Origin of the sequence: Rhodococcus sp. BUPNP1 (genome assembly GCF_002215235.1) — a bacterium.
Lineage (GTDB): Bacteria > Actinomycetota > Actinomycetes > Mycobacteriales > Mycobacteriaceae > Rhodococcus.
The window spans coordinates 280,477-306,422 of record NZ_NERM01000003.1 but is presented as its reverse complement, the minus strand read 5'-3'; the positions used below and the strand labels follow the sequence as shown (position 1 = coordinate 306,422).

The following is a 25,946-nucleotide window of genomic DNA, read 5'->3' as shown; positions in this document are numbered from 1 at the left end:
CAGCCGATCTTCCATTATCCCGAAGTGACCGACACAGGACTAATCCGCGTCTCCCACCGCATCGGCATCGACGCCTTCCGCGACGGCGATCACATCGCGCACCAACTGTGCGAGACCGTCGGCGCCGAGTTGGGGCAGCATCCCCGGTACGAGGCCGTTCAAAACCACCGACACGAGCGCTTCGGCGGTGAGCGCACCGCCGGTCGTGGTGGCCATGGTGTCCAGACGCTGGGCGAACTCGCCGAGTGTGACCTCACGCTCACCGTGCCGGAAGGCGACGGTGTCCGGGGCCACGGCGGCCGCTGCCGCCACGAGCGCCGGCAGATCGGCGACGGTGCGCGCCTTCTTCGGCCGGGCCGCCCGCGTCCGCTCGGCATCCGTGCGGATGTCGATCGAACGGAGGACGACCTGCGGGTCGGCGCCGACGGCCTCGAGGATCCGGACGAAGCGATCGCCGAAGGTCTCGACCGTCGCGGCGTCGAACAGTGCCGTGGCGTAGGTGAAGGTCACATCGAGCGCGGTCAGTGCTCCCGACTCGGAGAACCGTTCGACCACCGTGCACTGCAGGTCGAACTTCGCCTGGTCGGCTCCTGTCTCGAGCGCGGTCACCTCGAGCCCCGGCAGGGCGAAGGTGCCGGTGTCGATGTTCTGGAAGGTGAGCATCGCCTGGAACAGCGGGGTGTACGCGCTGTTGCGTCGCACCCCGAGACGTTCGACGACCCGCTCGAACGGCACGTCGGCGTTGCCGAACGCCGCGAGGTCCTTCTCCTTGGCCTGCGCGAGCAACTCCGCGAAGGTCGCCGAGCCGGCCACCCGGGTTCGGAGCACCAGGGTGTTGACGAACATGCCGACGAGGTCGTCGAGCGCTTCCTCACCACGACCGGCGGTCGGTGTACCCACCGCGATGTCCTCGCTGCCCGACAGGCGGGCGAGCAGTACCGCGAAGGCGGCGTGCATCGTCATGAAGACCGTCGCGTTGTGCTCGCGGGCGGTCTTCTCGATCCGCTGCGCGAGTTCCTCACCGATCGTGAAGGTGAACGACTCACCGACGGTGGACTGTCGGGCGGGGCGCGGACGATCCGTGGGCAGGGCGAGAACCTCCGGGACACCGGAGAGTTCGTCGGCCCAGTAGTCGAGCTGACGCGAGAGCTCGCTCCCGGGATCGTCCTCGGAGCCGAGAACGCTCTGCTGCCACAGCGTGTAGTCGGCGTACTGGACCTCGAGCGGTGCCCAGCCCGGGGTCTCCCCCGCCGCGTGCGCGAGATAGGCGGTCATCACGTCGCGCACGAGCGGACGCATCGAGTACCCGTCGGCGCTGATGTGGTGCGCGACGACCGCGAGGACGTGCTCGTCCGCGGCGAGACGCAACAGCGCGACCCGCACCGGCGGGACCGGTGCCGTCACGTCGAATCCGCTGCCGAGGATCTCGGTGAGACGCTCGACGAGTTCGTCGGCGGTCACGTCCACCGGGGCGAGTTCGGGCACGGCCTGCGCGACAGGCAGCACGACCTGCACCGGACCGTCACCGCTGTCCGGGTAGACGGTGCGCAGCACCTCGTGCCGTGCGAACAGGTCGGCGACCGCGGCGCGCAGGGCATCCACGTCGAGCGCACCGGTCAGGCGCACGGCGACGGGGATGTTGTAGACACCCGATTCGGGATCGACCCGGTTCAGGGTCCACATGCGCTGCTGGGCGAGCGACAGCGGCACCTGCTCGGGACGCGGGACGGTCGTGAGCGCCGGACGGGCACCCTCGCCCACCGACGGCCGGATGCGGGCGGCGAGCGCCACCACCGTGGACGACTCGAACACCGTCCGGACGGGCACGCGGGTGTCGAGTGCGGCACCGAGCCGGGCGGCGAGCTGCGTCGCGAGCAGCGAGTTGCCGCCGAGTTCGAAGAAGTCGTCGTCGAGACCGGCCCGTTCGACACCGAGCAGTTCGGCGACGGTCGCAGCCACGATCTCCTCGACGGGATCGGTCGGGGCACGGAACTGCCCCGCGTCGAGTTCGGGGTCGGGCAGGGCCCGCCGGTCGAGCTTGCCGTTGGTGTTCAGCGGCAGCGCCTCGAGTTCGACGAAGGCCGACGGCACCATGTACGACGGCAGTCGCTCCGCGAGCGCCGTCCGTGTCGCACCGGCATCGAACGAGTCGGCGGCCGGCACGACGTACGCGACGAGCCGGTCGCCGAGGTGGGCGGTGTTGCGCACCAGGACGGCGACGTCCTTCACGTCCGGCAGCTCGCGCAGGACGGTCTCGACCTCGCCGAGTTCGATGCGGTAACCGCGCACCTTGACCTGGAAGTCGGCGCGGTCGAGGTATTCGAGGCGACCGGCACGGTTCCACCGGACGATGTCGCCCGTGCGGTACATGCGTCCGCGCCCGTACGGATCGGCGACGAACCGGTCCGCGGTGAGGTCGGGACGGTCGTGATAGCCCCGCGCGAGCTGGGCACCCGCGAGGTACAGCTCGCCGGCGACACCCGGCGCCACCGGCCGCAGCCGGTCGTCGAGGACGTAGACGGCGGTGTTCCACTCGGGCACACCGATCGGGACGACGGTCCGGTCGGCGTCGTCGACCTCGTGGACGGTCACCGAGACCGCGGCCTCGGTCGGTCCGTAGAGGTTGTACAGCGTCGCGGTGTCGTCCGCGCGGAACTGCTGGGCCACCGCCGCTGGCAGTGCCTCACCGATCGCGAGGATCCGCCGCAGCGACGGCGCAACCGGACCGGCCGCGACCGTCATCAGCATCGACAGCATGGACGGAACGGTGTGCAGCGTGGTGACCTGCTCGTCGCGCAACAACGCGAGCAGATAGTCGGGATCGCGGTGTCCGTCGGCGGTGGCGATCACCAGGCGGGCGCCGGAGGTGAGCGCCGACCAGAACTCCCACACCGACAGGTCGAACGTCGCGACGGTCTTGAGCAGCACCGCGTCGTCGGCCCCGATACCGAAATACTCACGCTTCCACAGCAATTGGTTGACGATCGCGGCGTGGGAGACCGCGACGCCCTTGGGGCGCCCGGTCGAACCCGACGTGAAGATCACGTACGCCGTGTTGCCCGGCCGCAGCGGAGCCGACCGGTCGTCGTCGGTGATCGGATCGTCGGAGAGCCCGGCGAGGTCGAGGCCGTCGAGTTCGACGACCGGCGCCGTGCCGTGCTCGACCCGGTTGCCGCGCGTCGTCACGATCGCGACGGGAGCGGCCGTGTCGAGGATGTAGGTGTTGCGTTCGGCGGGCTGGTCCGGGTCGACCGGCACGTAGGCAGCGCCGGTCTTCGCGATCGCGTACATGCCCACGAGCAGCTCGGGTGAACGACGGATCGCGAGCGCGACCCGATCCTCCGGCCCCACACCGAGACCGAGCAGGTGCCGGGCGAGACGGTTGACGGACGAGTCGAACTCGCCGTAGGTCCACCGCCGGCCCTCGTACACGAGCGCGACGTCGTCGCGGTGTGCGGCGACCTGCTCGTCGAACAGACCGACGAGGGTCGCGCCGGGGTCGGTTCCGTGCGCGGTGTCGTTCCACGCGCCGAGCACCGTGTCGCGCTCCTGCGGAAGGAGCAGGGCGTGATCACCGACGGGCAGTGCCGGTGCCGCGACGAGCGCTTCGAGCAGCTGCTCGAAACGGGCCGCGACGGCCTCCGCGGTCTCGCGGTCGAACAGATCCGTCGCGTAGGTGAGGATCGCATCGATGCCCTGCGGTGCGCCGTCGTCTCCGTAGCTGTCGGCGACGATCAGGTGCATGTCGAACTGGGCGGTGCCACCCTCGAGATCGATCGGTTCGATGTCGAGCCCGGGCAGGGCGAGTTCGGAGCGGTTCTGGTTCTGGAACGAGAAGCCGACCTGGAACAGCGGATGCCGGGCCGTCGAACGGGCCGGATTCAGGACCTCGACGAGACGCTCGAACGGCACGTCCGCGTGCGCGAAGGCCTGCAGATCTGTTTCCCGTGCTGCGGACAGCAGTTCGTCGAAGGACGCACCGCCGTCCACCTCCAGCCGGAGCACCAGCGTGTTGACGAACATGCCGATGATGTCCTCGGTGGCCTGCTCGGTGCGACCCGCGATGGGGGTGCCCACCGCGATGTCCGTCGAGCCGGACAGACGCGCGAGCAGCGTCGCGAAAGCCGCGTGCACGGCCATGAACACGGTCGCGTTCCGGTTGCGTGCCAGATCCCGCAGCTCGCGGTGCAGATCGGCACCGATGGTGAACTCCACTCGGTCGCCGCGGAAGCTCTGCTGCGCCGGCCGCGGACGGTCGAGCGGCAGGTCGAGCTGGTCGGGCAGGTCGGCGAGCGCGGTGCGCCAGTAGCCGAGCTGCTCGGCGGCGGTGGATTCCGGATCGTCCTCGGAGCCGAGGACCTCCCGCTGCCACAACGCGAAGTCGGCGTACTGCACCTCGAGCGGCGCCCACGCCGGATCACTGTTCGCGGAACGGGCGGCGTAGGCCGTCATGACGTCGCGGACCAGCGGCACCATCGACGAACCGTCGGCGCTGATGTGGTGGACCACGGTGACGAGGACGTGATCGTCGTCGGCCACGCGGAGCAGATGCATCCGCACCGGCACATCGACGGTCACGTCGAACCCGGCTGCGGCGATCTCCCGCATCCGCGGCTCGAGATCGGCGGCGGTGACGTCCACCGGTTCGAGTTCGGGCCGGACCTGCGAGGCCGGCAGGATGCGCTGCACCGGACCGGATTCGGTCTCGGGGTAGACGGTGCGCAGGGACTCGTGCCGTGCGACGAGATCGGCGACCGCGGCACGCAACGCGTCGACGTCCAGTGCGCCCGTCATCCGCAACGCGAACGGGATGTTGTAGGCCGTCGAGTCGGGATCGAACCGGTTGAGGAACCACATCCGCTGCTGTGCGGGAGACAGCGGGATCGACTCCGGCCGTGTCCGCGCCGTGAGCGGCACCCGAGCACCGCGACCGGACTCCTGCTCGACCCGTGTCGCGAGTTCGGCGACGGTGGACGCCTCGAACAACGCCCGCACCGGCACCTGCGCATCGAGCGCGGCACCGAGCCGGGAAACGACCTGCGTCGCGATCAGCGAGTTGCCACCGAGTGCGAAGAAATCGTCGTCGGCGCCGATGCGGTCGACACCGAGCACGTCGGCGAACACGCCCGCCACGATCTCCTCGATCGGAGTGCTCGGCGCGCGGAAACCACGCGTCTCGAACACCGGCTCGGGCAACGCCCGACGGTCGAGCTTGCCGTTGACCGTCAGCGGGATCGCGTCGATCACCACGAACGCCGAGGGCACCATGTACTCCGGCAGGACCACGGCGACACCGCTGCGCAGCGCTTCGGTGTCGATCGACATACCCTCGTGCGCAACCACATAGGCGACGATCCGGGCTGCTCCCGGGGTGTCCTCGCGCACGATGACCGCCGCGTGGGCAACCTCGTCCTGCGCGAGCACCGCAGCCTCGACCTCACCGAGCTCGATGCGGAAACCGCGGATCTTCACCTGGTCGTCGGCGCGTCCGAGATATTCGAGATCACCCGAGACGACCCAGCGTGCGACATCGCCCGTCCGGTACAGCAGCGCACCGTCGGACGAGAACGGATCGGCGACGAAGCGCGCCGCCGACAACTCGGGCCGACGCAGGTAACCACGCGCCAACTGGCCGCCGCCGACGTACATCTCGCCGGCCACACCCACCGGTACCGGCTTGAGCCGCCGATCGAGCACGTACACCCGCAGACCCGCGATCGGGACACCGACCACGCTCGCGGACGCGCCCTGCGCCAGGTCGGCACCGATCTCCCGGTACGACACGTGCACGGTCGTCTCCGTGATGCCGTACATGTTCACCAGGCGCGGAGCTGTGCCGATCCCCCGTCGCTGCGCTCGCCCCGCATCCCCGTGACGTTCGAACCACCCGGCCAGACGCCGCGGCTCGAGTGCCTCACCACCGAAGATCACGTACCGCAGCGACAGCTGCGCCTCGTCGCCCGCGACCCGGTCGGCCTCGACCAGTTGGTAGAACGCCGACGGGGTCTGGTTCAGCACGGTGACCCGCTCACGGATCAGCAACTCGCGGAAGGCTTCCGGTGAACGCGACGTGAAGTAGTCGACCACCACCAGGGTCCCGCCGTAGAGCAGCGGTCCCCACAGCTCCCACACCGAGAAGTCGAAGGCGTAGCTGTGGAACATCGTCCACACGTCCGACGAGTCGAAGCCGTACACCGATTCGGTGTTGACCATCAGCCGCACCACATTGCGATGCGGGATCAACACACCCTTCGGGCGTCCCGTCGAGCCCGACGTGTAGATCACGTACGCCAGATTCGTCGACGTCAACGGCGCACGGCGCTCCGCGTCGAGGATCGGTGCGTCATCGACCTCCGACAGATCCAGACGATCGATCTCGACGACCGGCACCGAACCCGGGAACGCCACCTCGACGTCCGAGGTGGTCACCACCGCGACCGGCGTCGCGTCCGAGACCAGGAACTCGATCCGATCGGACGGCGAGTTCGGGTCGATCGGCAGATACCCCGCACCCGCCTCGAGCACCGCCAGCAACGCCACGATCAGATCCAGCGAACGCGGCATCGCCACCGCGACCAGATCCTCCGGACCGGCACCGACATCGATGAGATGACGCGCCAGGCGATGCACCCGCGCACCGAGATCACGGTAGGACAACTGCTCGTCCCCGAACCGCACCGCAACCGCGTCGCCGCGTTCGGCGACACGCGCCTCGAACATGTCGACGAGTGTGGTGCCGGCCGGTGCGACGTCGTCGCCCAGCGAGTTCCAGCGCGAGACCACCAGTTCGCGTTCGAAGTCGTCGACGATCTCGATGTCGCCGACCACCGCTGCCGGATCCTCGGCCACCCCGCGCAGGATGCGCAGCAGCTGCTCCGCGAACGCCGCGACCCGCAGGTCGTCGAACAGATCGGTCGCGTAGGTGACGGCGAAGTCCATACCGGCCGCCGAGCCGTCCTCGCCGACGGTCTCGGCGAAGGTGAACTGCAGGTCGAACTTGGCGGTGGGCGCCTCGTAGTCGACCGCCGCGGCGGTGACGCCGTCGAGGTCGAATTCGACCCGGCCGGTGTTCTGGAAGGTCAGGGCCACCTGGAACAGCGGGTGGCGCGCCTGCGAACGCTGCGGGTCGAGGATCTCCACGAGCCGCTCGAACGGGACGTCGGCGTTCGCGAAGGCGTCGAGGTCGGTGTCGCGCACCTCGGCGAGGAGGTCCTGGAACCGGATGTCGTTGCGCACACCGACACGCAGTACGAGCGTGTTGACGAACATGCCGATGAGGTCGTCGAGGGCGGCCGCGCCGCGGCCCGCGATCGGCGTGCCGATCGCGATGTCCTCGCTGTCGGACAGTCGCGACAGCAGCACCGCCAGCGCCGCGTGCACAACCATGAACAGGGACGTGTTCCGCTCCCGGGCAAGGCTTTCCAAAGCCGAGTGCAGCTCGGGTTCGATGCGGAACCGGCTGGTGCGTCCGGTGTTCGACGCGACCTCGGGGCGAGCACGATCCGACGGCAGGTCGAGCTGGTCGGGAAGGTCCGCCAGCTGCGCGGTCCAGTACTCCACCTGACGCGACAGCACCGAACGCGGATCGTCCTCGGAGCCGAGGACGTCGCGCTGCCACAACGCGTAGTCCGCGTACTGCACCTCGAGCGGCGCCCAGCTCGGGGTCTCACCGCGCGAACGGTTCGCGTAGGCGACCATGATGTCGCGCGCGAGCGGCCGCAGCGAGAAGCCGTCGGACGCGATGTGGTGGACCACGAGGAACAACACGTGCTCGCGCGCGCCGAGCGAGAACAATACGACTCGCAGCGGCACCTCGCTCGTGACGTCGAAGCCGGCCGAGGTGAGCTGCTCCGCGCGCTCGAACAGGGTGCTCTCGTCGACCCGTTCGACGGACAGCTCCACCTCGTAGGGCGGCTGCACCGACTGGTGGCCCACGCCGTCGATGTCCGGGTAGACCGTCCGCAGCGACTCGTGCCGCTCGACGACGTCGCCGAGCGCGGTGCGCAGCGCCCCGACGTCGAGGTCGCCGGTGAGGCGGACACCGACGGGGATGTTGTTCGCCGCGGAGGCCGGGTCGAAGCGGTTGAGGAACCACATGCGCTGCTGTGCGGGCGACAGCGGGATCCGTTCCGGACGCTCGCGCCGTTCGAGGGCGGGCCGCGAACCGGCTCCCCCGAACTGTTCGACGCGGACCGCGAGGGTCTCGACGGTGGGGGCGTCGAACAGGGCACGGACGGGGACGGTCGTGTCGAGGGCGTCGCCGAGACGGGCGACCACCTGCGTCGCGACGAGCGAGTTGCCGCCGAGCGCGAAGAAGTCGTCGGTGCGGCCGACGCGCGGGACACCGAGCACCTGCGCGAAGACACCCGCGACGATCTCCTCGACCGGCGTGCGCGGCGGCATGAACTCCTGCACCTCGAAGGTCGGTGCGGGCAGCGCGCGACGGTCGACCTTGCCGCTCGTGTTGAGCGGCAGCGAGTCGAGCGCGACGATCGCGGCGGGCACCATGTACGACGGCAGTCGCGAGAGCAGCGCGGTCTTGACGTCCGCCGGGTCGATGTCGGCGCCGGCGATCGGCACGACGTACGAGACGAGCTGCGGTCCTGATCGGGGATCCTCACGCACCACCGTCACGGCACGACCGATCGCGGGCTGCGCGGTGAGCGCGGTGTCGATCTCGCCGAGTTCGATCCGCAGACCGCGCAGCTTGACCTGCTGGTCGGTGCGGCCGATGTAGTCGAGTTCGAGACGGTCGCCGCCGGCGGTGCGCACCCATCGCACGAGGTCGCCGGTGCGATACAGGCGGCCACCGGAGGTGGAGAACGGATCGGCGACGAAGCGTTCCGCGGTCAGGTCCGGCCGACCGTGGTAGGCGCGGGCGAGCTGCGCACCGGACAGGTACAGCTCTCCGGCGACTCCCACCGGGACGGGCCGCAGGCGCGCGTCGAGGACGCGAGCGGCGGTGTTCCACACCGGCGAGCCGATCGGCACCGCGGGGTGGTCGTCGGGTTCGGCGGTGCGGTGCAGCGTCTGGATGGTGGTCTCGGTGGGACCGTAGAGGTTGTGCACCGGTGCTGCGCCGAGCTTGCGGAAGCGGGCGGCGCTCTCCCCGGAGAGGCTCTCGCCGCCGCAGAAGACGTGGGTGAGCGAGGCCGCGGCCTCCTCCCCCAGGTGCTCGAGCACCGCGTCGAAGACGGTCGGGACGAACTGGACGACGGTGATGCCGGCCCGGGCGATCTCGGCGGCCATTCCGGCGGGTTCGCGGTGCAGGCCCGGCGATGCGACGACCGTGCGTGCGCCGGCGTGCAGCGGCAGGAAGAGTTCCCAGACCGATGCGTCGAAGGTGACCGGGGTCTTGAGGAGCACCCGGTCGTCGGCTGAGAGGGCGAATTCGTCCTGCATCCACGACAACTGGTTGACCACCGCGCCGTGCGGCACGGCGACGCCCTTGGGGCGGCCGGTGGAACCGGAGGTGTAGAGGACGTAGGCGAGGTGTTCGGCTCGCAGCGGACGGGTCCGCTCGTCGTCGCGGACGGGCGAGCCGTCGCGGCCGGAGAGGTCGACGGCGTCGATCTCGACGGTCGGGATGTCCCCGAAACCGGTCCGGTCCCGGAGCTCGTCCCAGGATGCGACCAGAACCAGTGAGGGAGCGGAGGATTCGAGGACGTACGCGATGCGGTCGGCGGGCTGTTCGAGGTCGAGCGGCACGTAGGCGCCGCCGGCGGCGATCACGGCGTGGACGGCGACGAGCATGTCGACGGACCGGCCGATCGCCACGCCCACCCGGGTCTCCGGGCCGACGCCCAGCTCGACGAGGTGGCGTGCGAACGCGTTGACCCGTTCCCCGAACTCGCGGTAGGTCAGCGGCGTTCCGACCGCGTCGGTGCCGGGCACGACGGCGAGGGCGTCGGGCGTGCGGGCGACCTGCGCGTCGAGCAGGGCGGGCAGGGTCGCGGTCGTGCCGAGCTCGGTGCGGGCACCGTGCGCGGCGGCGTCGACGGCGTCGCGTTCGCCGGCGGTGAGCAGCGGCAGCTCGTCGATCCCGGTGGCGGGAGTCGCCGTCGCGGCGGCGAGCAGACGGACGAACCGCTCACCGAGGACGTCGATCGTCTCGGCGTCGAACAGATCGGTCGCGTAGGAGAGTTCGACGACCCAGCCGTCGGACGATGCGCCCTCGGTGTCGGCATCGAGAACCGTCACCACGAGGTCGAACTTGGACAGTCCGTTGTCGAGGGGCACGTTCGTGACCGACAGTTCCGGCAGCTGCAGCGACACCTGTCCGAGATTCTGGAAGGCCAGCATCACTTGGAACAGAGGGTTGTGCGCCTGGGTGCGGACCGGGGCGAGGACGTCGACGAGACGCTCGAACGGGATCTCGGCGTGGGCGAACGCGCCGAGGTCGACCTCGCGGACGTGGGCCAGCAACTCGTCGAAGGTGGCGGTGACGTCCACCCGGGTCCGCAGGACGAGGGTGTTGACGAACATGCCGATCAGGTCGTCGAGGGAGCGTTCGCCGCGACCGGCGATCGGCGTGCCGATCGCGATGTCGTCGGAGGCGCTCAGGCGCGCGAGCAGCGTCGCGAGCACCGCGTGCACGACCATGAACTCGGTCGTGCGCCGCTGCTGCGCGAGACGTTCCACCGCGGCGCGCAGTTCGGGGTCGATCGTCAGCCGGGTGACGGCACCGCGGTACGACGCGACCGCCGGACGCGGCCGGTCCGTGGGCAGGCCGAGGCTCTCCGGCAGGTCGGCGAGGGTGTCGGTCCAGTAGTCGATCTGGCGGGCCAGCACCGACTCCGGATCGTCCTCCGCGCCGAGCACCTCGCGCTGCCAGAGGGTGAAGTCGGCGTACTGGATTTCCAGCGGGGTCCAGGCCGGAACCTCGCCCTGCGACCGGGCCGCGTAGGCGATCATGATGTCGCGGGTCAGCGGCACCATCGAGAAACCGTCGGCGGCGATGTGGTGCAGGACCGCGACCAGCACGTGCGAGTCGGGTCCGGTCTCGAACAACCGCACCACCATCGGCACGTCGCGCACGACGTCGAAGGTGGTCGCCGCGAGTGCCCGCAGTTCGGCGGGCAGACGGTCGGCGTCGATGCGGGTGACGGTCAGCTCGACCGGCACCTCCGAGACCGGGAGCACCTTCTGGTAGCCGTAGCCGTCGACGTCGGGGTAGACGGTGCGGAGCGATTCGTGCCGTGCGACGACGTCGCGCAGCGCGGTCCCGAGCGCGGAGACGTCGAGCGCACCGGACAGGTGCACGGCCACAGGGATGTTGTTGACCGCGGACTCCGGGTCGAAGCGGTTGAGGAACCACATGCGCTGCTGCGCGAGCGACAGCGGAACCCGTTCGGGGCGGCGCCCGGCGACGAGCGGTGTGCGGGCCGCACCCGACGAGTCGGCCTCGACGGCCGCGGCGAGCGCCTCGACGGTGGACGCCTCGAAGATCGCGCGCAATGCCACTCGGCCACCGAGGGATTCGCCGATACGGGAGACGGCCTGTGTTGCGATCAGCGAGTTGCCGCCGAGCGCGAAGAAATCGTCGTCGAGACCGACGCGGTCGAGTCCGAGGACGTCGGCGAAGACCGACGCGACGATCTGTTCGACCGGGGTCGTCGGGGCGCGGAACTCCTTGACCTCGAAGACCGGGGCCGGCAGGGCCTTGCGGTCGAGCTTGCCCGACGATCCGAGCGGGAACTCGTCGAGCACGACGTAGACCGACGGCACCATGTAGGCCGGCAGCGAGCCGGCGAGACGACGCGAGACGGCGGTGGTGTCGAGCGAGCGGCCGTCGGTGGCGACGAGATAGGCGACGAGGTGTTCACCGGAGTGGGCGTCCGAGCGCACGAGCACGACGGCCTGGTCGACGTCGTCGAGCGCGAGCAGGGCAGTCTCGATTTCGCCGAGTTCGATGCGCAGGCCGCGCAGCTTGACCTGGAAGTCGGTGCGGCCGATGTATTCGAGTTCGGCACGTGCCGTGCGTGCGTCGGAGGCCTCCCGGGCGACCCACCGCACGAGATCGCCCGTGCGGTAGAGCCTCTCCCCCGCCCCGTACGGCGAGGCGACGAAGCGTTCCGCCGTCAGGTCCGGCCGCGCGACGTAACCGCGCGCCAGCTGGACACCCGACAGGTAGAGCTCACCCGCGACACCGACCGGCACCGGATGCAGTCGGCCGTCGAGGACGTGGACGCCGGTGTTCCAGACCGGGACGCCGATGGGCACCGACACCGAGTCGGCGGCGGTGACCTCGTGGTAGGTCACGTCGACGGCCGCCTCGGTGGGGCCGTACAGGTTGTGCAGGCGAGCGCCCGGCAGGATCGACCGCAGGCGTGCGGCGACCGAGGCGGGCAGTGCCTCGCCCGAGGCGAAGACCATCCGCAACGACGAGGCCGAGGCCGCGGCGTTCTCGGCGACGAAGACCGCGAGCATGGACGGCACGAAGTGCGCGACCGTGACACCGCGGTCGGCCATGACCCGGGCGAGATAGGCCGGGTCCCGATGACCGTCGGGCAGCGCGATCTCGAGGCGCGCACCGATCTGCAGGGGCCAGAAGAACTCCCACACCGACACGTCGAAGGTGAACGGCGTCTTCTGCAGCACCACGTCGTCGCGGCCGAGGCCGTACTCGTCCTGCATCCACAGCAGGCGGTTGACGATCGCGCCGTGCGGCACCGCGACACCCTTGGGGCGTCCCGTGGAACCGGACGTGAAGATGACATACGCGGTGTTCGTCGGCGTGAGCGTGGCGATGCGGTCGGCGTCGGTGATCGGGCCGGACGGCAGGTCCGACACATCGAGCGTGTCGATCTCGATCGTGCGCACGGCCGCGGTCGACTCGAAGGCGTCGCGGGTGGTGGTCAGCACCGCGACCGGCGCCGCCGTGTCGAGGATGTACGCGTTGCGGTCGGCGGGCTGGTCGGGGTCGAGCGGCACGTAGGCACCGCCGGCCTTGACGATCGCGTACATGCCGACGAGGAGGTCGAGGGATCGCCGTACCGCGAGTCCGACGGTCGACTCCGGTCCGACACCCTGCGAGACCAGATGGCGGGCAAGGCGGTTCACCCGCGCGTCGAAGTCCGCGTAGGTCAGCTGCTCGCCCTCGAAGGCCACGGCCACGGCGTCGGGATCCGTCGCGACCCGGGCGTCGAACAGGTCGACGAGAGTGGCCGGTTCCAGCTCGTGCGCGGTGTCGTTCCACGATTCGAGGACCGCGAGACGCTCGCCGGCGTCGAGCAGGTCGATGTCGCCGACGACGACCTCCGGCTCGCGCACCACGGCCTCGAGGATGCGGACGAAGCGATCGGCGAATCCGCGCACCGTCGAGTGATCGAACAGGTCGGTCGCATAGGTGAACGCCGCTCCGAGACCGTTCGGCGTGCCGTCCTCGGCGAAGTCCTCGGTGAGGGTGAGCTGCAGATCGAACCTGGCGACCGCCGTGTCGATGTCGAGCACGTCGAGGGTCAGGCCACGCAGTTCGACGTGCGCGGCGCGCAGGTTCTCGAACGAGAGCATCACCTGGAACAGCGGGTGCCGGGCGGTGGAGCGCGCCGGGTTGAGCACCTCGACGAGCCGCTCGAACGGCACGTCGGCGTGACCGAAGGCGCCGAGCGCCGCGTCGCGCGCCCGGGCGAGATGCGTGGTGAAGGGCGTACCCGAATCGACATCGGTGCGCAGCACGAGGGTGTTGACGAACATGCCGATCAGGTCGTCGAGCGCCTGCTCGCCGCGACCCGCGACCGGGGTACCGATCGCGATGTCGTCCTGACCGGACATCCGCGCGAGCAACACGCTCAGGGCTGCGTGCACCACCATGAACAGCGACGCGTTGCGGGTGCGCGCCAGGGCCACGAGCTCGCGGTGCAGTTCCGGATCGATCGAGAAGTCCACGGTCGCACCGGAGTACGACTGCACGGCCGGGCGCGGACGATCGGCGGGCAGATCGAGCTGGTCGGGCACACCGGCGAGGGTGCGACGCCAGTAGTCGAGTTGCCGGGAGATCAGCGACTGCGGGTCGTCCTCGGCTCCGAGTACCTGCCGCTGCCACAGCGTGTAGTCGGCGTACTGCACCGGCAGGGGCGCCCACGAGGGCTCCTCCCATTCGGTGCGGGCGGTGTAGGCGACCATGATGTCGCGCGCCATCGGACCGGTGGACCAGCCGTCGGCCGAGATGTGGTGCACGACGAGCGCGAGTACGTGCTCCTGGTCGCCGAGTTCGAACAGCTCGGCGCGGATCGGCACGTCCGACGTCACGTCCAGGCCGGTGAAGACCAGGCGCCGGACGGAGGCGGGCAGCTCGTCGGGGGTGATCCGGGTCGGGGTCAGATCCGGCACGACCTCCGCCGCGGCACGGACGACCTGGTGCGGTCCGTTCGGCGAGTCGGGGAAGACGGTGCGCAGCGACTCGTGCCGATCGATGACGTCCATGATCGACACCTGCAGTGCGGCGACGTCCAGTTCGCCGGTCAGGCGCAGTGCCATCGGGAGGTTGTAGGTGGACGACCGCGGATCGAAGCGGTTGAGGAACCACATGCGCTGCTGTGCGAGCGACAGCGGAACACGTTCGGGCCGCGGCATCTTCGTCAGAGCGATGCGCGCTCCGCGACCTGCCTCCTGCTCGACGCGCACCGCCAGGGCCGCCACCGAGCTGGATTCGAACAGCGCCCGCACCGGCACCTGCGCGTCGAGGGCGACACCGAGCCGGGAGACGACCTGCGTGGCGAGCAGCGAGTTGCCGCCGAGCTCGAAGAAGTCGTCGTCGAGACCCACGCCCTGGACGCCGAGCACCTCGGCGAAGACGTTCGCGACCGTTTCCTCGATGGGTGTGGTCGGGGCACGGAACTCGCGGTAGCTGATGCCGAGATCGGGTTCGGGCAGGGCACGGCGGTCGAGCTTGCCGACCGGATTGAGCGGCACCTCGTCGAGCACGATGATCTGCGAGGGCACCATGTACGACGGCAGGGAGCGGCCGACGTGATCGGCGAGTTCGGCAGGATCGATCTGCTCGTCCCCGTGCACGTACGCGACGAGCGCGGTCTGGCCCGACGGCATCTCGTGGCCGACGGTGGTCGAGAAGGCGACCAGGGGGTGGGTCAGCAGCGCGGCGTCGATCTCGCCGAGTTCGATGCGGTAGCCGCGGACCTTGACCTGGAAGTCGGCGCGGCCGGCGAACTCGATGCGGCCCTGCCCGTCCCAGCGCACGATGTCGCCGGTGCGGTACATGCGGCTTCCGTTCGCGCCGAATGGGTTCGCCACGAATCGGTCGCCGGTGAGCGCCGGACGGCGGTGGTAGCCCCGGGCGAGCACGTCGCCCGCGAGATAGAGCTCACCCGCGACACCGGCGGGGACGGGACGGAGCCGGCTGTCGAGGACCAGGGCGTGCACGCCGGCCACGGGCCGTCCGATGGTGATCGGACCGGACGGTTCGAGGAGGGCGCGCGTCGAGACGATCGTGGTCTCGGTCGGTCCGTAGGCGTTGTAGAAGCGACGGCCGGGCGCCCAGCGGGAGACGAGATCGGCTGTGGACACGTCGCCACCGACGTTCACGACGCGCAGGGCGTCGAGCCCGCTCGGGTCGACGGAACCGAGCACCGCCGGGGTGATGACGGTGTGGGTGACACCGGTGCGTTCGATGAGCGCGCGCAGTTCGGCGCCGCCGTAGATCGACGGCGGTGTCACGACGAGTTCGGCGCCGGTGGACCCGGCGAGCGTCCAGTCGAGGACCGTCGGGTCGAAGCTCGGCGAGCAGATGTGCAGGAGCTTCGATTCCTCTGTCACGCCGTACAGTTCGACGGTCTCGCGGACGAGACCGGCGAGGCCGCGGTGGGTGACGGCGACGCCCTTGGGCTTGCCCGTCGAACCGGAGGTGTAGATGACGTAGGCGGTGTGGTCGAGGCGCAGCGGCGCAGCGCGGTCGGCGTCAGTGAGCGGGCCGTCCGGGCACGACGCGCACGCGTCGACGAACTCGGGGTCGTCGAGCCGGATCCACTCGGTGGCCGACGGCAGACCGGTGGCGTGCTCCCCCGTCGTCAGGCCGAAGACGGCCGACGAGTCGTCGAGCATGTGGGTGACGCGTTCGGCCGGGTATTCCGGGTCGACGGGCGTGTAGGCGGCGCCGGTCTTGGCGACCGACCACACAGCGAGCACCATCTCCCACGACCGCGGGAAGGCCAGCGCGACGATGCCGTCGGGCCGGGCACCGCGCTCGACGAGCCGCCGGGCGATGCGGTTCGACCAGGTGTCGAGTTCGCGGTAGGTCAGGATGGTGTCGCGGTCGCGGACCGCGACACGGTCGGGATGCTCGACGGCGCCGGCGGTGAGCAGCTCCACCAGGGTGCGGGCCTCGGCGGGCTCGGGTCCCGTCGCCGTGAGCAGGCGTTCGGCCTCTCCGGGAGAGAGGATCGCCAGGTCGCCCACGCAGGTCGACGCATCGGCGACGATCCCCGCGAGGATCCGCGCGAAGCGTTCGGCGAAGACGGCGACCGTCGCCGCGTCGAACAGGTCGGTGGCGTACTCGAACAGGGCGTCGAGGCCGGCGGGTTCGCCGTCGTCGCCGGTCTTCTCGGTCACCCACAGCTGGATGTCGAACTTCGAGATCGGCACGTCCAGTTCGGCGCCGACGGCGTGGACTCCCGCGAACGAGACGTCGCGCGCGGTTCCCGGTTCGAGGGACAGCGCGGCCTGGAACAGCGGGTGACGCGCGGTCGAGCGGGGCGGGTTGAGCACCTCGACGAGACGCTCGAAGGGAACGTCGGCGTTCGAGAACGCCGTCAGGTCGGTCTCCCGGACACCGGCGAGGTAGTCCTCGAACGACATGCCGGGATCGATCCGGGTACGCAGGACGAGGGTGTTGACGAACATGCCGATCAGGTCGTCGAGGTCCTTCTCCCCGCGACCTGCCACGGCGGTACCGATGGCGATGTCGTCGGATCCGCTGAGGCGGGACAGCAGGGCGGCGTAGGCCGCGTGGACGACCATGAACAGCGACGCGTGCTGCTTGCGGGCGAGGTCGACGAGACCGCGGTGGGTCTCGGCGTCGATCTCGAAGCGGTGCTTGTCGCCGTTGTAGGAGGAGACGGCGGGACGGGTCCGGTCGGTGGGCAGGTCGAGCTGGTCGGGCAGACCGTCGAGCTCGTTCACCCAGTAGTCGAGCTGCTGCGCTGCAACGGAATTCGGGTCGGCTTCGTCACCGAGAGCCTCGCGCTGCCAGACGGCGTAGTCGGCGTACTGGACGGGAAGCGGCGTCCAGCTCGGCTTGTTCCCCTCGGCGCGGGCGCTGTAGGCCGTGACCACGTCGCGGGCGAACGGGCCGAACGAGGAGCCGTCGGCGGCGATGTGGTGCAGCACCATCGCCAGGACGTAGTCGTCGGGGGCGAGCCGGTACAGCGCGACCCGGAAGGGGACGTCGCGGACGACGTCGAAACCGCGGCTCGCGAGGTCGACGACGGCCGCGTGGAGGTCCTGCTCGCCGACGTCGATCGGCTCCAGCGGGACGACGACCTGCTCGACCGGCAGGATCATCTGCTGCGGTTCGCCGTCCACCTCGGGGTAGACGGTCCGCAGGCTCTCGTGCCGCGCCACCACGTCGGCGAAGGCGTCGGACACCGCTGCGGGATCGACGGCGCCGGTGAGCCGCACCGTGAACGGAAGGTTGTAGGCGGCGGTGCTGACGTCGAAGCGGTTGAGGAACCAGATCCGTTGCTGCGCAGTCGACAACGGCAGCACGTCCGGTCGCGGCCGGGCGACGAGCGGGGACCGCGCGCCGGTACCGATCTGCTTGGCGAGCCGCGTCGCGAGACCCACGACGGTGGACGCCTCGAACAGCACACGCACGGGCACCTGGGTGTCGAGCGCGGCTCCGATGCGGGAGACCACCTGGGTGGCGACGAGGGAGTTGCCGCCGAGTTCGAAGAAGTCGTCGTCGAGACCCACACGTTCGACACCGAGGACCTCACCGAACGCTTCGGCGACGGCACGCTCGGCGGGGGTGCGCGGCTCACGGAAGATGCGGGTGCTGCTGAAGACCGGCTCCGGCAACGCCTTCCGGTCGAGCTTGCCGCTCGTGTTGAGCGGCAGCGCGTCGAGCACCATGAGCGACGCCGGAACCATGTACGACGGCAGCGACCGGCCGGCGTGGTCGGCGAGATCGGAGGTGTCGATCGTGCGGCCGGGAGCCGCGACGACGTACCCCACGAGCTGGTCGCCGGTGGGGGTCGCCACCACGAGCACCACGGCCTGCGAGACGGCGGGGTGCGCGAGCAGCACCGCTTCGATCTCGCCGAGCTCGATGCGCTGGCCGCGGAACTTGACCTGGAAGTCGGTGCGGCCGATGTACTCGAGCAGACCCGTGCCGTCGGCGGCGGTCTCCCAGCGCACCAGGTCGCCGGTGCGGTACATCCGTTCGCCGGGCGCCCCGAAGGGGTCGGCGAGGAAACGGTCGGAGGTCAGGTCGGGACGGTCGAGATATCCGCGCGCGAGCTGGACACCGGCGAGGTAGAGCTCGCCGGGGCGGCCCACCGGCACCGGACGCAGCCGCCGGTCGAGGACGTATGCGCGGCTGTTCCACTGCGGAACGCCGATCGGGACGCTGTGCACGTCGCCGGGAGCGGCCCGGTGGTAGGTGATGGAGACCGCGGCTTCGGTGGGTCCGTACAGGTTGTGGAGTCCGGCCGAGCACATGCGCGCGAAGTCCGCGGCGGTCTCCGACGGCAGGGCCTCACCGATGACGAAGACGTGCCGCAGCGAATCACACGTTCCGGCAGGCGCATTCGCGACGAAGACCGTGAGCATCGACGGCACGAAGTCGGTGATCGTGACACCGTGCTCGGCGATCCTGTTCGCGACGTAGACCGGGTCGCGGTGCCCGTCGGGCGTCGCGATCACGAGGGTCGCGCCGACACGCAGGGGCATGAAGAAGCCCCACAGCGACACGTCGAAGGTCGTCGCGGTCTTCTGCAGGTACACGTCGGAGGACGTCAGACCGTACTGGTCGTTCATCCACTGGATCTGGTTGTCGATCGCCACGTGGCTCACGGCCACGCCCTTCGGCCGGCCCGTCGAACCGGAGGTGAAGATGACGTAGGCGGTCGTGTCCGGAAGGATCGGTCCGCGTCGTTCGGCGTCGGTGAGCGGCGCCGTGTCGAACCGCGAGTGGTCGAAGGTGTCGACCTCGATCGTGGGGATGCCCTCGGGCAGCGTCACGTCGTCGCGCGCCGTGGTGAGCACCGCCGTGGGGTGGGCGGTCTCGAGGATGTACGCGGTGCGATCGGCCGGGTGGTCGGGGTCGATCGGCACCCAAGCGCCACCCGCCTCGACGATCGCGTACATGCCGACGACGAGCTCGAGCGAGCGTCGGATGGACAGTCCGACGAGGGACTCGGGGCCGACCCCGAGATCGACCAGTGCCCGGGCGAGGCTGTTCACGCGCGCGGCGAATTCGGCGTAGGTCAGCGATTCGCCCTCGAAGACCAGCGCGGTCGCGTCGGGAGAGGTCGCGACCCGGTCGTGGAACTCCGCGAGCAGGTCGCGGCGCTGCACGGGATGGTCGGTGCGGTTCCAGTCGCGGACGACCCGGTCGAGTTCGGTGCCGCCGGCGAGCGGGATGTCCCAGACGGGCCGGTCGGAGGCCGAACCGACGAAACGGTCGAAGAACTCGACGAACCGCGCGTGGTCGGAGGCGGCCCGGTCGGGTCCGTAGAGATTCGGGTTCGACTCGAAGTCGATGTGGGTGTTGTCGCCGCTGGTGTAGACGTTGACGCCGAGGTCCTCGATCAGACCGGTCGACAGGATGTTGATCCGTCCCACCATGTCGCCGAGGCGGACCTCGTTGTCGAACAGCATGATGTTGACCCACGGCCCGAAGAAGGTGGACTGTGCTCCACCCGCGGAGCTCGCATCGCGGTCGCGGACGATGTCCTCGTGCCGGTAGCGCTGGTGACGCAGCGCGCCCGAGACGGCGGCACCGGACGCCGCGATGAGGTCGTGGACGGTGGTCTCGTCGGTCACGCTCAACCGGAGCGGGACGACGTTCGAGACCATGCTGCCGGAGCGGCGCAACAGGGCGGTGGTGCGGGCGGCGACGGGCAGGCTCAGGACGACATCGGTCTGCCCGGTCATCTGGGCGACGTAGGCCGCGAACGCCGCGATGACGGCGGTCGCGAGGCTCGTGTTCTCCTGCTCGGACAGCTGCTCGACGCGGCGTTCGGTCTCGTCCGACAGCGCCGCGCTGTCGATGCGGCTGACCGGCGCGGGCGCCGCGGTTCGGCCGGCGAGGCTCGTGGGCTCCTCGATGCCCTCGATCTGCTGCGCCCAGTACTCGCGGTCGTCGGCGAACCGCTTCGATCCGCGGTACTCCATCTCGACGTCGTAAACCTTGCGCAGATCGGACGCGAGGCTCGGGGACGGTTCGACGCCGTCGACCGACGCCGTGTAGAGCTCGGCGATGCGGGTCATGAAGGTCGCGGCGGCGAAACCGTCGAGCGCGAGATGGTGGACGCGGTTGTACCAGAAGTAACGACGGTCACCGATGCGCAGGACCGTCGCGGAGATCAGCCGGTCGCGGAGGACGTCGACGGGACGGCTGCGGTCGTCGCGCATCCAGTCGAGCGCGGCCCGACGGGGGTCGGGCTCGCCCCGAAGATCCTCGTAGCCGACGGAGTCGTCGAGCGTGAGGTCGACGAGCTGGTAGGGCTGGGCGTCGACCTCGATGAACCGGAGGAAACCCGATCCCATCTCGCGGGCGGCGCGGACGCTCGCGGCGTGCAGCAGGTCGAGGTCGAGGTCGCCCTCGAGTTCGACGTACTGAGCGATGTTGGCGGGCACCGTCGGGTCGACGTGCTGGGCGAACCACATGCCCAGCTGTGCCGGCGAGAGCGGAAAGGCCCCGGGCGGCACGACGCCCTGCGAGTTCCCCGCGTCCGATCCGCCGTTACCCAGCGAGTCCAATCCCCAACCTTTCTCTCACCGTCGCGCAATCCCCCATCGGCGGTGGCTTGCGCAGCGCACAACCCTCTCGGTTTATCTGCTGAGCAGGTGAGGATCGTTACGGCGTGGTCGGGCGGTAGGACTCTCCGCAGGACCGGACGCAGCAACGGATCCCCAGCCTGTCGGCCGAGGCGCCCGAAGCAGGTTACCCGCCGGTCATCACCGGAGCCCATGACATACGCACCGACCCCAATCTACAGGGTGCCCACTCGGGCGCCGACCGACTGTCACCGAGTGCACCGAGTACGGACGATCACGTCCACGCCACGGCGATGATCACATTGAGAATGCCCAGACCGCCGGCGACATGGGCGAGTGTCGCGGTCGAACCGGGATTCTGCTTCTCCTTCTTCAGACCGACGAAGGCGACGACCAGCACGGCGAGGGCGACCAGCAGCTTGATGCCGATCTTCATGTGGTTCACCTCGACGACGTCCTGCGCCTCCCGGAGGCCCACCAGGGCCAGACCCGTCACGACCTGCAGGATCGCGCCGTGCAGCATGCCGGCCACGACGCGGGGTTCCTTGATGACCGCGAGCCACGATCCGATGATGCCCGCGAGGCCGATGAAGTGCAGGATGAGGAAGATCTTGATGGCGATGTCCATGGGCGCAATCCGACCATTCCGGGCGTGGGCTGTCCAGTAAGGCGACACTCAGGGAGTGCCCCGAATCCCGAGTGCTCGGGATCTCGAGTGCTCCGGATCACGCCTGGCCGCGGTACCAGTCGAGCAGGTCCGGATCGTCGATCGCGGTGCGGTCCACCGCCCTGGCGGGATCGGCTCCCTGCAGGATCCGTTTGAGAGGAACTTCGAGCTTCTTACCGGTGCGGGTGTGCGGCACCCCGGGCGCGGCGACGATCTCGTCGGGCACGTGCCGTGGCGAGGCGTGCTCGCGCACGGCCGCACGGATCCGTTCCTTCAGGTCGTCGGTGAGCGTGGTGCCCTCGGCGAGGACGACGAACAGCGGCATGCGATACGTGCCGTCGGGTCGTTCGATGCCGAGCACGAGCGACTCGACGATCTCGGGCAGGGTCTCCACGGCCTGGTAGATGTCGGCACTGCCCATCCGCACACCGTGACGGTTGAGCGTGGAGTCGGACCGGCCGTGCATCTCGAAGGTGTCGCGCTCGGTGATCGTGATCCAGTCGCCGTGCCGCCACACGCCCGGATAGACGGAGAAGTAGGAGTCGCGGTAACGAGTGCCGTCCGGGTCGTTCCAGAACCGCACCGGCATGGACGGCATGGGAGCGGTCACGACGAGTTCGCCGACCTCTCCGCGCACCGGCCGCCCCGTCTCGTCGAAGGCGTCGACCGCCACGCCGAGGCAGGGCACCGAGATCTCCCCCGGCCACACCGGCACCGTGGGGACGGCCCCGACGAAGGCCGTGACGACATCGGTCCCGCCGGAGATGGACATCACCTGCACGTGCTCCCCCGCGTTGTCCGCCAGCCACAACGACGACGAGGCGGGCAGCGTCGAGCCGGTGACGCCGACGCCGCGGAGGGCCGACAGATCGTGGTCGTCCTGCGGGACGACACCGGCCTTGATGCAGGCCAGCACGTAACCGGGGCTCGTCCCGAGCACCGTGACGTTCTCGTCGGCTGCGATCCGCCACAGGCGATCGACCTCGGGATGGGACGGGGCGCCGTCGTAGGTGACGACGGTGCATCCCACGAGCAGGCCCGAGAGCAGGAAGTTCCACATCATCCAGCTGGGGCTGGTGTACCAGAGGAAGCGGTCGCCGGGACGGAGGTCGAGGTGCAGCGACAATGCCTTGAGGTGTTCGAGCAGAACACCGCCGTGGCCGTGAACGAGGCCCTTCGGCGGACCCGTGGTGCCCGAGGAGAAGACCACCCACAGCGGGTGATCGAAGGCGACGGGCAGGGGTTCGAGTTCGGCGTCACCGGAGACGGCGTCCTGCCAGTCCAGAACGGCCCCCGCGTATGCGGCGGCATCGAACGGTGTCTCACCGGTCGACACGACGACCGTCAGGGCGAGGTCGGGCATCGCGGCGCGGAGCCGGTTCACCTCGTCGACGCGGTCGTGTCGCCGTCCCGCGTAGCGGTATCCGGTCGCCGTGACGAGTGCCCGCGGTTCGAGCCTGCCCAGACGGTCGATCGCCGCGGGCACGGCGTAGTCCTGTCCGCAGCCCGCCCAGACGGCCCCGATGCTCGCAGTGGCGAGCAGGGCGACGATCGCTTCGGGGATGTTCGGCAGGTAACCGACGACACGGTCGCCTTCCCCCACCCCGCGCGCTCGGAGGGTCGCGGCGAGGGCGGCCGTGCGGCGTTCGAGTTCGGCCCAGCCGATCTCGCGCCGGCGTCCCTCCTCGTCGAGATGGACGATGGCGGCCTCGTCCGGGGGACGTTCCCGGAAGACGTACTCGGCGAAGTTCAGTCGCGCGCCCGGGAACCACACGGCACCGGGCATGGAGGCGTCGGCCAGAGCCGGGCCGGGATCGGTGTGGGAGACGACGTCGAAGGCGTCCCACACGGCCTGCCAGAAATCACCGGGTTCGTCGACGGACCACTGCCACAACGCCCGGTAATCGGGCAGGTCGAGTCCGTGTCTCTCCTCGACGAATCGGGTGAATCCGGTGACGTTCGCCTGCTCGATGTCGACGTCCGTCGGAGTCCATTGCGGTTCCACCACAGTTCACCTCCCGGTCCGGGACCGTACCTGAAGACGGGTGAAGGCCCCGCCCGGACCGGCCGGGGACCGTCGTGCACGGACGGACTGCCCGTGCACGACGTCCGAGACGTCCGAAACGGAGCCTCGCGCGAGGACTCCCGGCTACCGCCTCTCGCGTGTCGCAGAGGTGTAGATGAGAGTGAGAACCACCGCGACGGCGATGGAGATGATCCACCGGATCCAGTCGATGCCGGAGGTGTCCTCGTTGCCTTCGGACGAGATCATGCCCCAGATCCAGTAGCCGATCAGCGCGCCGATGATGCCGATGACGATGGTGATGATCATGCCCATCGCCTGCTTACCCGGGATCACCAACCGGGCGAGGATGCCGATGACTGCGCCGAAGATGATGGTGCCGATGATTTGTCCCATGGTGAGCCTCTCTGTTCGGCGCCGCACCTGCGGGCGGCGCAACCTCGACGACCATGTACCTCATCAGTGTCGATCATGAACGGCTCACACGAGGCCGATTCGACGTCCCTTCCGGGTGAATTTCCTTCTCCGGCAGGGCCCGGATCTCACCGGGCCCCCTCTGTTCCTGCCGCCTCGAGGAGCGCGATCGCTTGTTGACGCATCTCGACCTTGCGGACCTTTCCGGTCACCGTCATCGGGAACTCGTCGACCACGTGCACGTAACGCGGGATCTTGTAGTGGGCGAGTTTCCCGGTGCAGAACGCCCGGAGCGACTCGGCGTCGAGCGGTTCGGCGCCCTCGCGCATCCGGACCCACGCCATCAGCTCCTCGCCGTACTTCACGTCGGGCACGCCGACGACCTGGGCGTCGAGGATGTCCGGGTGGGTATAGAGGAATTCCTCGATCTCGCGGGGATAGATGTTCTCCCCACCCCGGATGACCATGTCCTTGATCCGGCCCGTCACCGAGACGTATCCGTCCTCGTCCATGACGCCGATGTCGCCGGTGTGCATCCATCGGGCCGAGTCGATCGCCTCGGCGGTCTTGTCGGGCTGATCCCAGTAGCCGAGCATCACCGAGTAACCGCGGGTGCACAGTTCGCCGGGTTCGCCGCGCGGCACCGTCAGTCCGGTGACGGGGTCGACGACCTTGACCTCGAGATGTGGGCCGACACGACCGACGGTGCTCACGCGCCGCTCGATGCTGTCGTCGCTGCGGGTCTGCGTCGAGACCGGCGAAGTCTCGGTCATGCCGTAGCAGATCGAGACCTCGCTCATGCCCATCCGGTCGATGACCTGCTTCATCACCTCCACCGGGCACGGTGATCCCGCCATGATGCCGGTGCGCAGACTCGACAGGTCGTAGTTGTCGAATCCCGGGTCGGCCAGTTCGGCGATGAACATCGTCGGCACGCCGTAGAGCGACGTGCACTTCTCCTCGGCGACAGCGCTCAACGTTGCGGCGGGATCGAAGCCCGGCGCCGGCAGCACGATGGTCGCGCCGTGGCTCGTGCACGCGAGATTACCCATCGTCATGCCGAAGCAGTGGTACAGCGGGACGGGGATGCAGACCCGGTCGCGTTCGGTGTAGTGGCACAGTTCGCCGACGAAGAAACCGTTGTTGAGCACGTTGTGGTGACTGAGGGTGGCGCCCTTGGGGAAACCCGTGGTGCCCGAGGTGTACTGGATGTTGATCGGGTCGTCGGGCGACAGCGCCGCCTGGGCCGAGTCGAGCGGCGCCCGGTCCTCGGCGAGCGCGGCGCGGCCGGACTCGACGAGTTCGTCCCACCGCGGCGAGTCGAGCAGGACGACGTCCTCGAGGTCGGGGCAGTTGGGCCGGACGGTCTCGATCATCGTCGCGTAGTCGGAGGTCTTGAACGTCGGGGCGGACACCAGCATCCGCACACCGGCCTGCTCGAGGACGTACTGCAGTTCGTGCGAGCGGTAGGCGGGGTTGATGTTGACGAGGATCGCTCCGATCTTCGCAGTCGCGTACTGCACGAGCACCCACTGCCAGCAGTTGGGTGCCCAGATGCCGACACGGTCGCCCTTGGTGATGCCCGCCCGCAGCATGCCGAGCGCGAGCTCATCGACATCCGCGACGAATTCGGTGTAGCTCCAGCGCTTTCCGGCGGCGGAGTCGACGAGTGCCTCACGGTCGCCGAAGCGGGCGGCGGTGCGGTCGAGGTTGTCGCCGATGGTGTCGCCGAGTAACGGGACGTCCCAGGCACCCTGGGTGTAGCTGGGCAGACGGTCGACGTCGAGGCCGGACATCGCATTCTCCTTCACGAGACGGGGATACGGCTGTGGTGGCGGTCGTCGGGCTGCTGCCGGACGACCGCCACCGGGGGGTGGATCGGTT

5 protein-coding genes are annotated in these 25,946 nt (G+C 69.5%); all 5 read right to left on the bottom strand.

Translation table 11 applies throughout. The features are described 5' to 3' along the window. Nucleotides 1-39: 39 nt before the first annotated feature. Complete coding sequence (locus B9C99_RS04945) at nt 40-20,940, bottom strand: non-ribosomal peptide synthetase (protein ID WP_088897117.1); 20,901 nt, start codon at nt 20,938-20,940, stop codon at nt 40-42. A 292-nt stretch (nt 20,941-21,232) separates the two neighbouring features. Next, entirely contained in the window at nt 21,233-21,586 is a 354-nt protein-coding gene (locus tag B9C99_RS04940; RefSeq protein ID WP_088897116.1) for a hypothetical protein, read from the bottom strand. Nucleotides 21,587-21,683: 97 nt separating this feature from the next. After that, nucleotides 21,684-23,630, bottom strand: a complete 1,947-nt coding sequence (locus tag B9C99_RS04935) for an acetoacetate--CoA ligase (RefSeq protein WP_088897115.1) — start codon at nt 23,628-23,630, stop codon at nt 21,684-21,686. A 144-nt stretch (nt 23,631-23,774) separates the two neighbouring features. Next, a complete protein-coding gene (locus B9C99_RS04930) occupies nt 23,775-24,044 on the bottom strand; it encodes a GlsB/YeaQ/YmgE family stress response membrane protein (protein WP_016696140.1) in 270 nt (89 codons plus the stop codon). Nucleotides 24,045-24,190: 146 nt separating this feature from the next. Next, nucleotides 24,191-25,858: an AMP-binding protein gene (locus B9C99_RS04925; RefSeq protein ID WP_088897132.1), complete on the bottom strand. Its 1,668-nt coding sequence runs from the start codon at nt 25,856-25,858 to the stop codon at nt 24,191-24,193. Nucleotides 25,859-25,946: the final 88 nt, after the last annotated feature.

Coding starts and splice junctions, on each gene's coding strand:
- B9C99_RS04930 (WP_016696140.1), bottom strand. CDS start 24,044: ATGGGACAAATCATCGGCACCATCATCTTCGGCGCAGTCATCGGCATC.
- B9C99_RS04940 (WP_088897116.1), bottom strand. CDS start 21,586: ATGGACATCGCCATCAAGATCTTCCTCATCCTGCACTTCATCGGCCTC.
- B9C99_RS04925 (WP_088897132.1), bottom strand. CDS start 25,858: ATGTCCGGCCTCGACGTCGACCGTCTGCCCAGCTACACCCAGGGTGCC.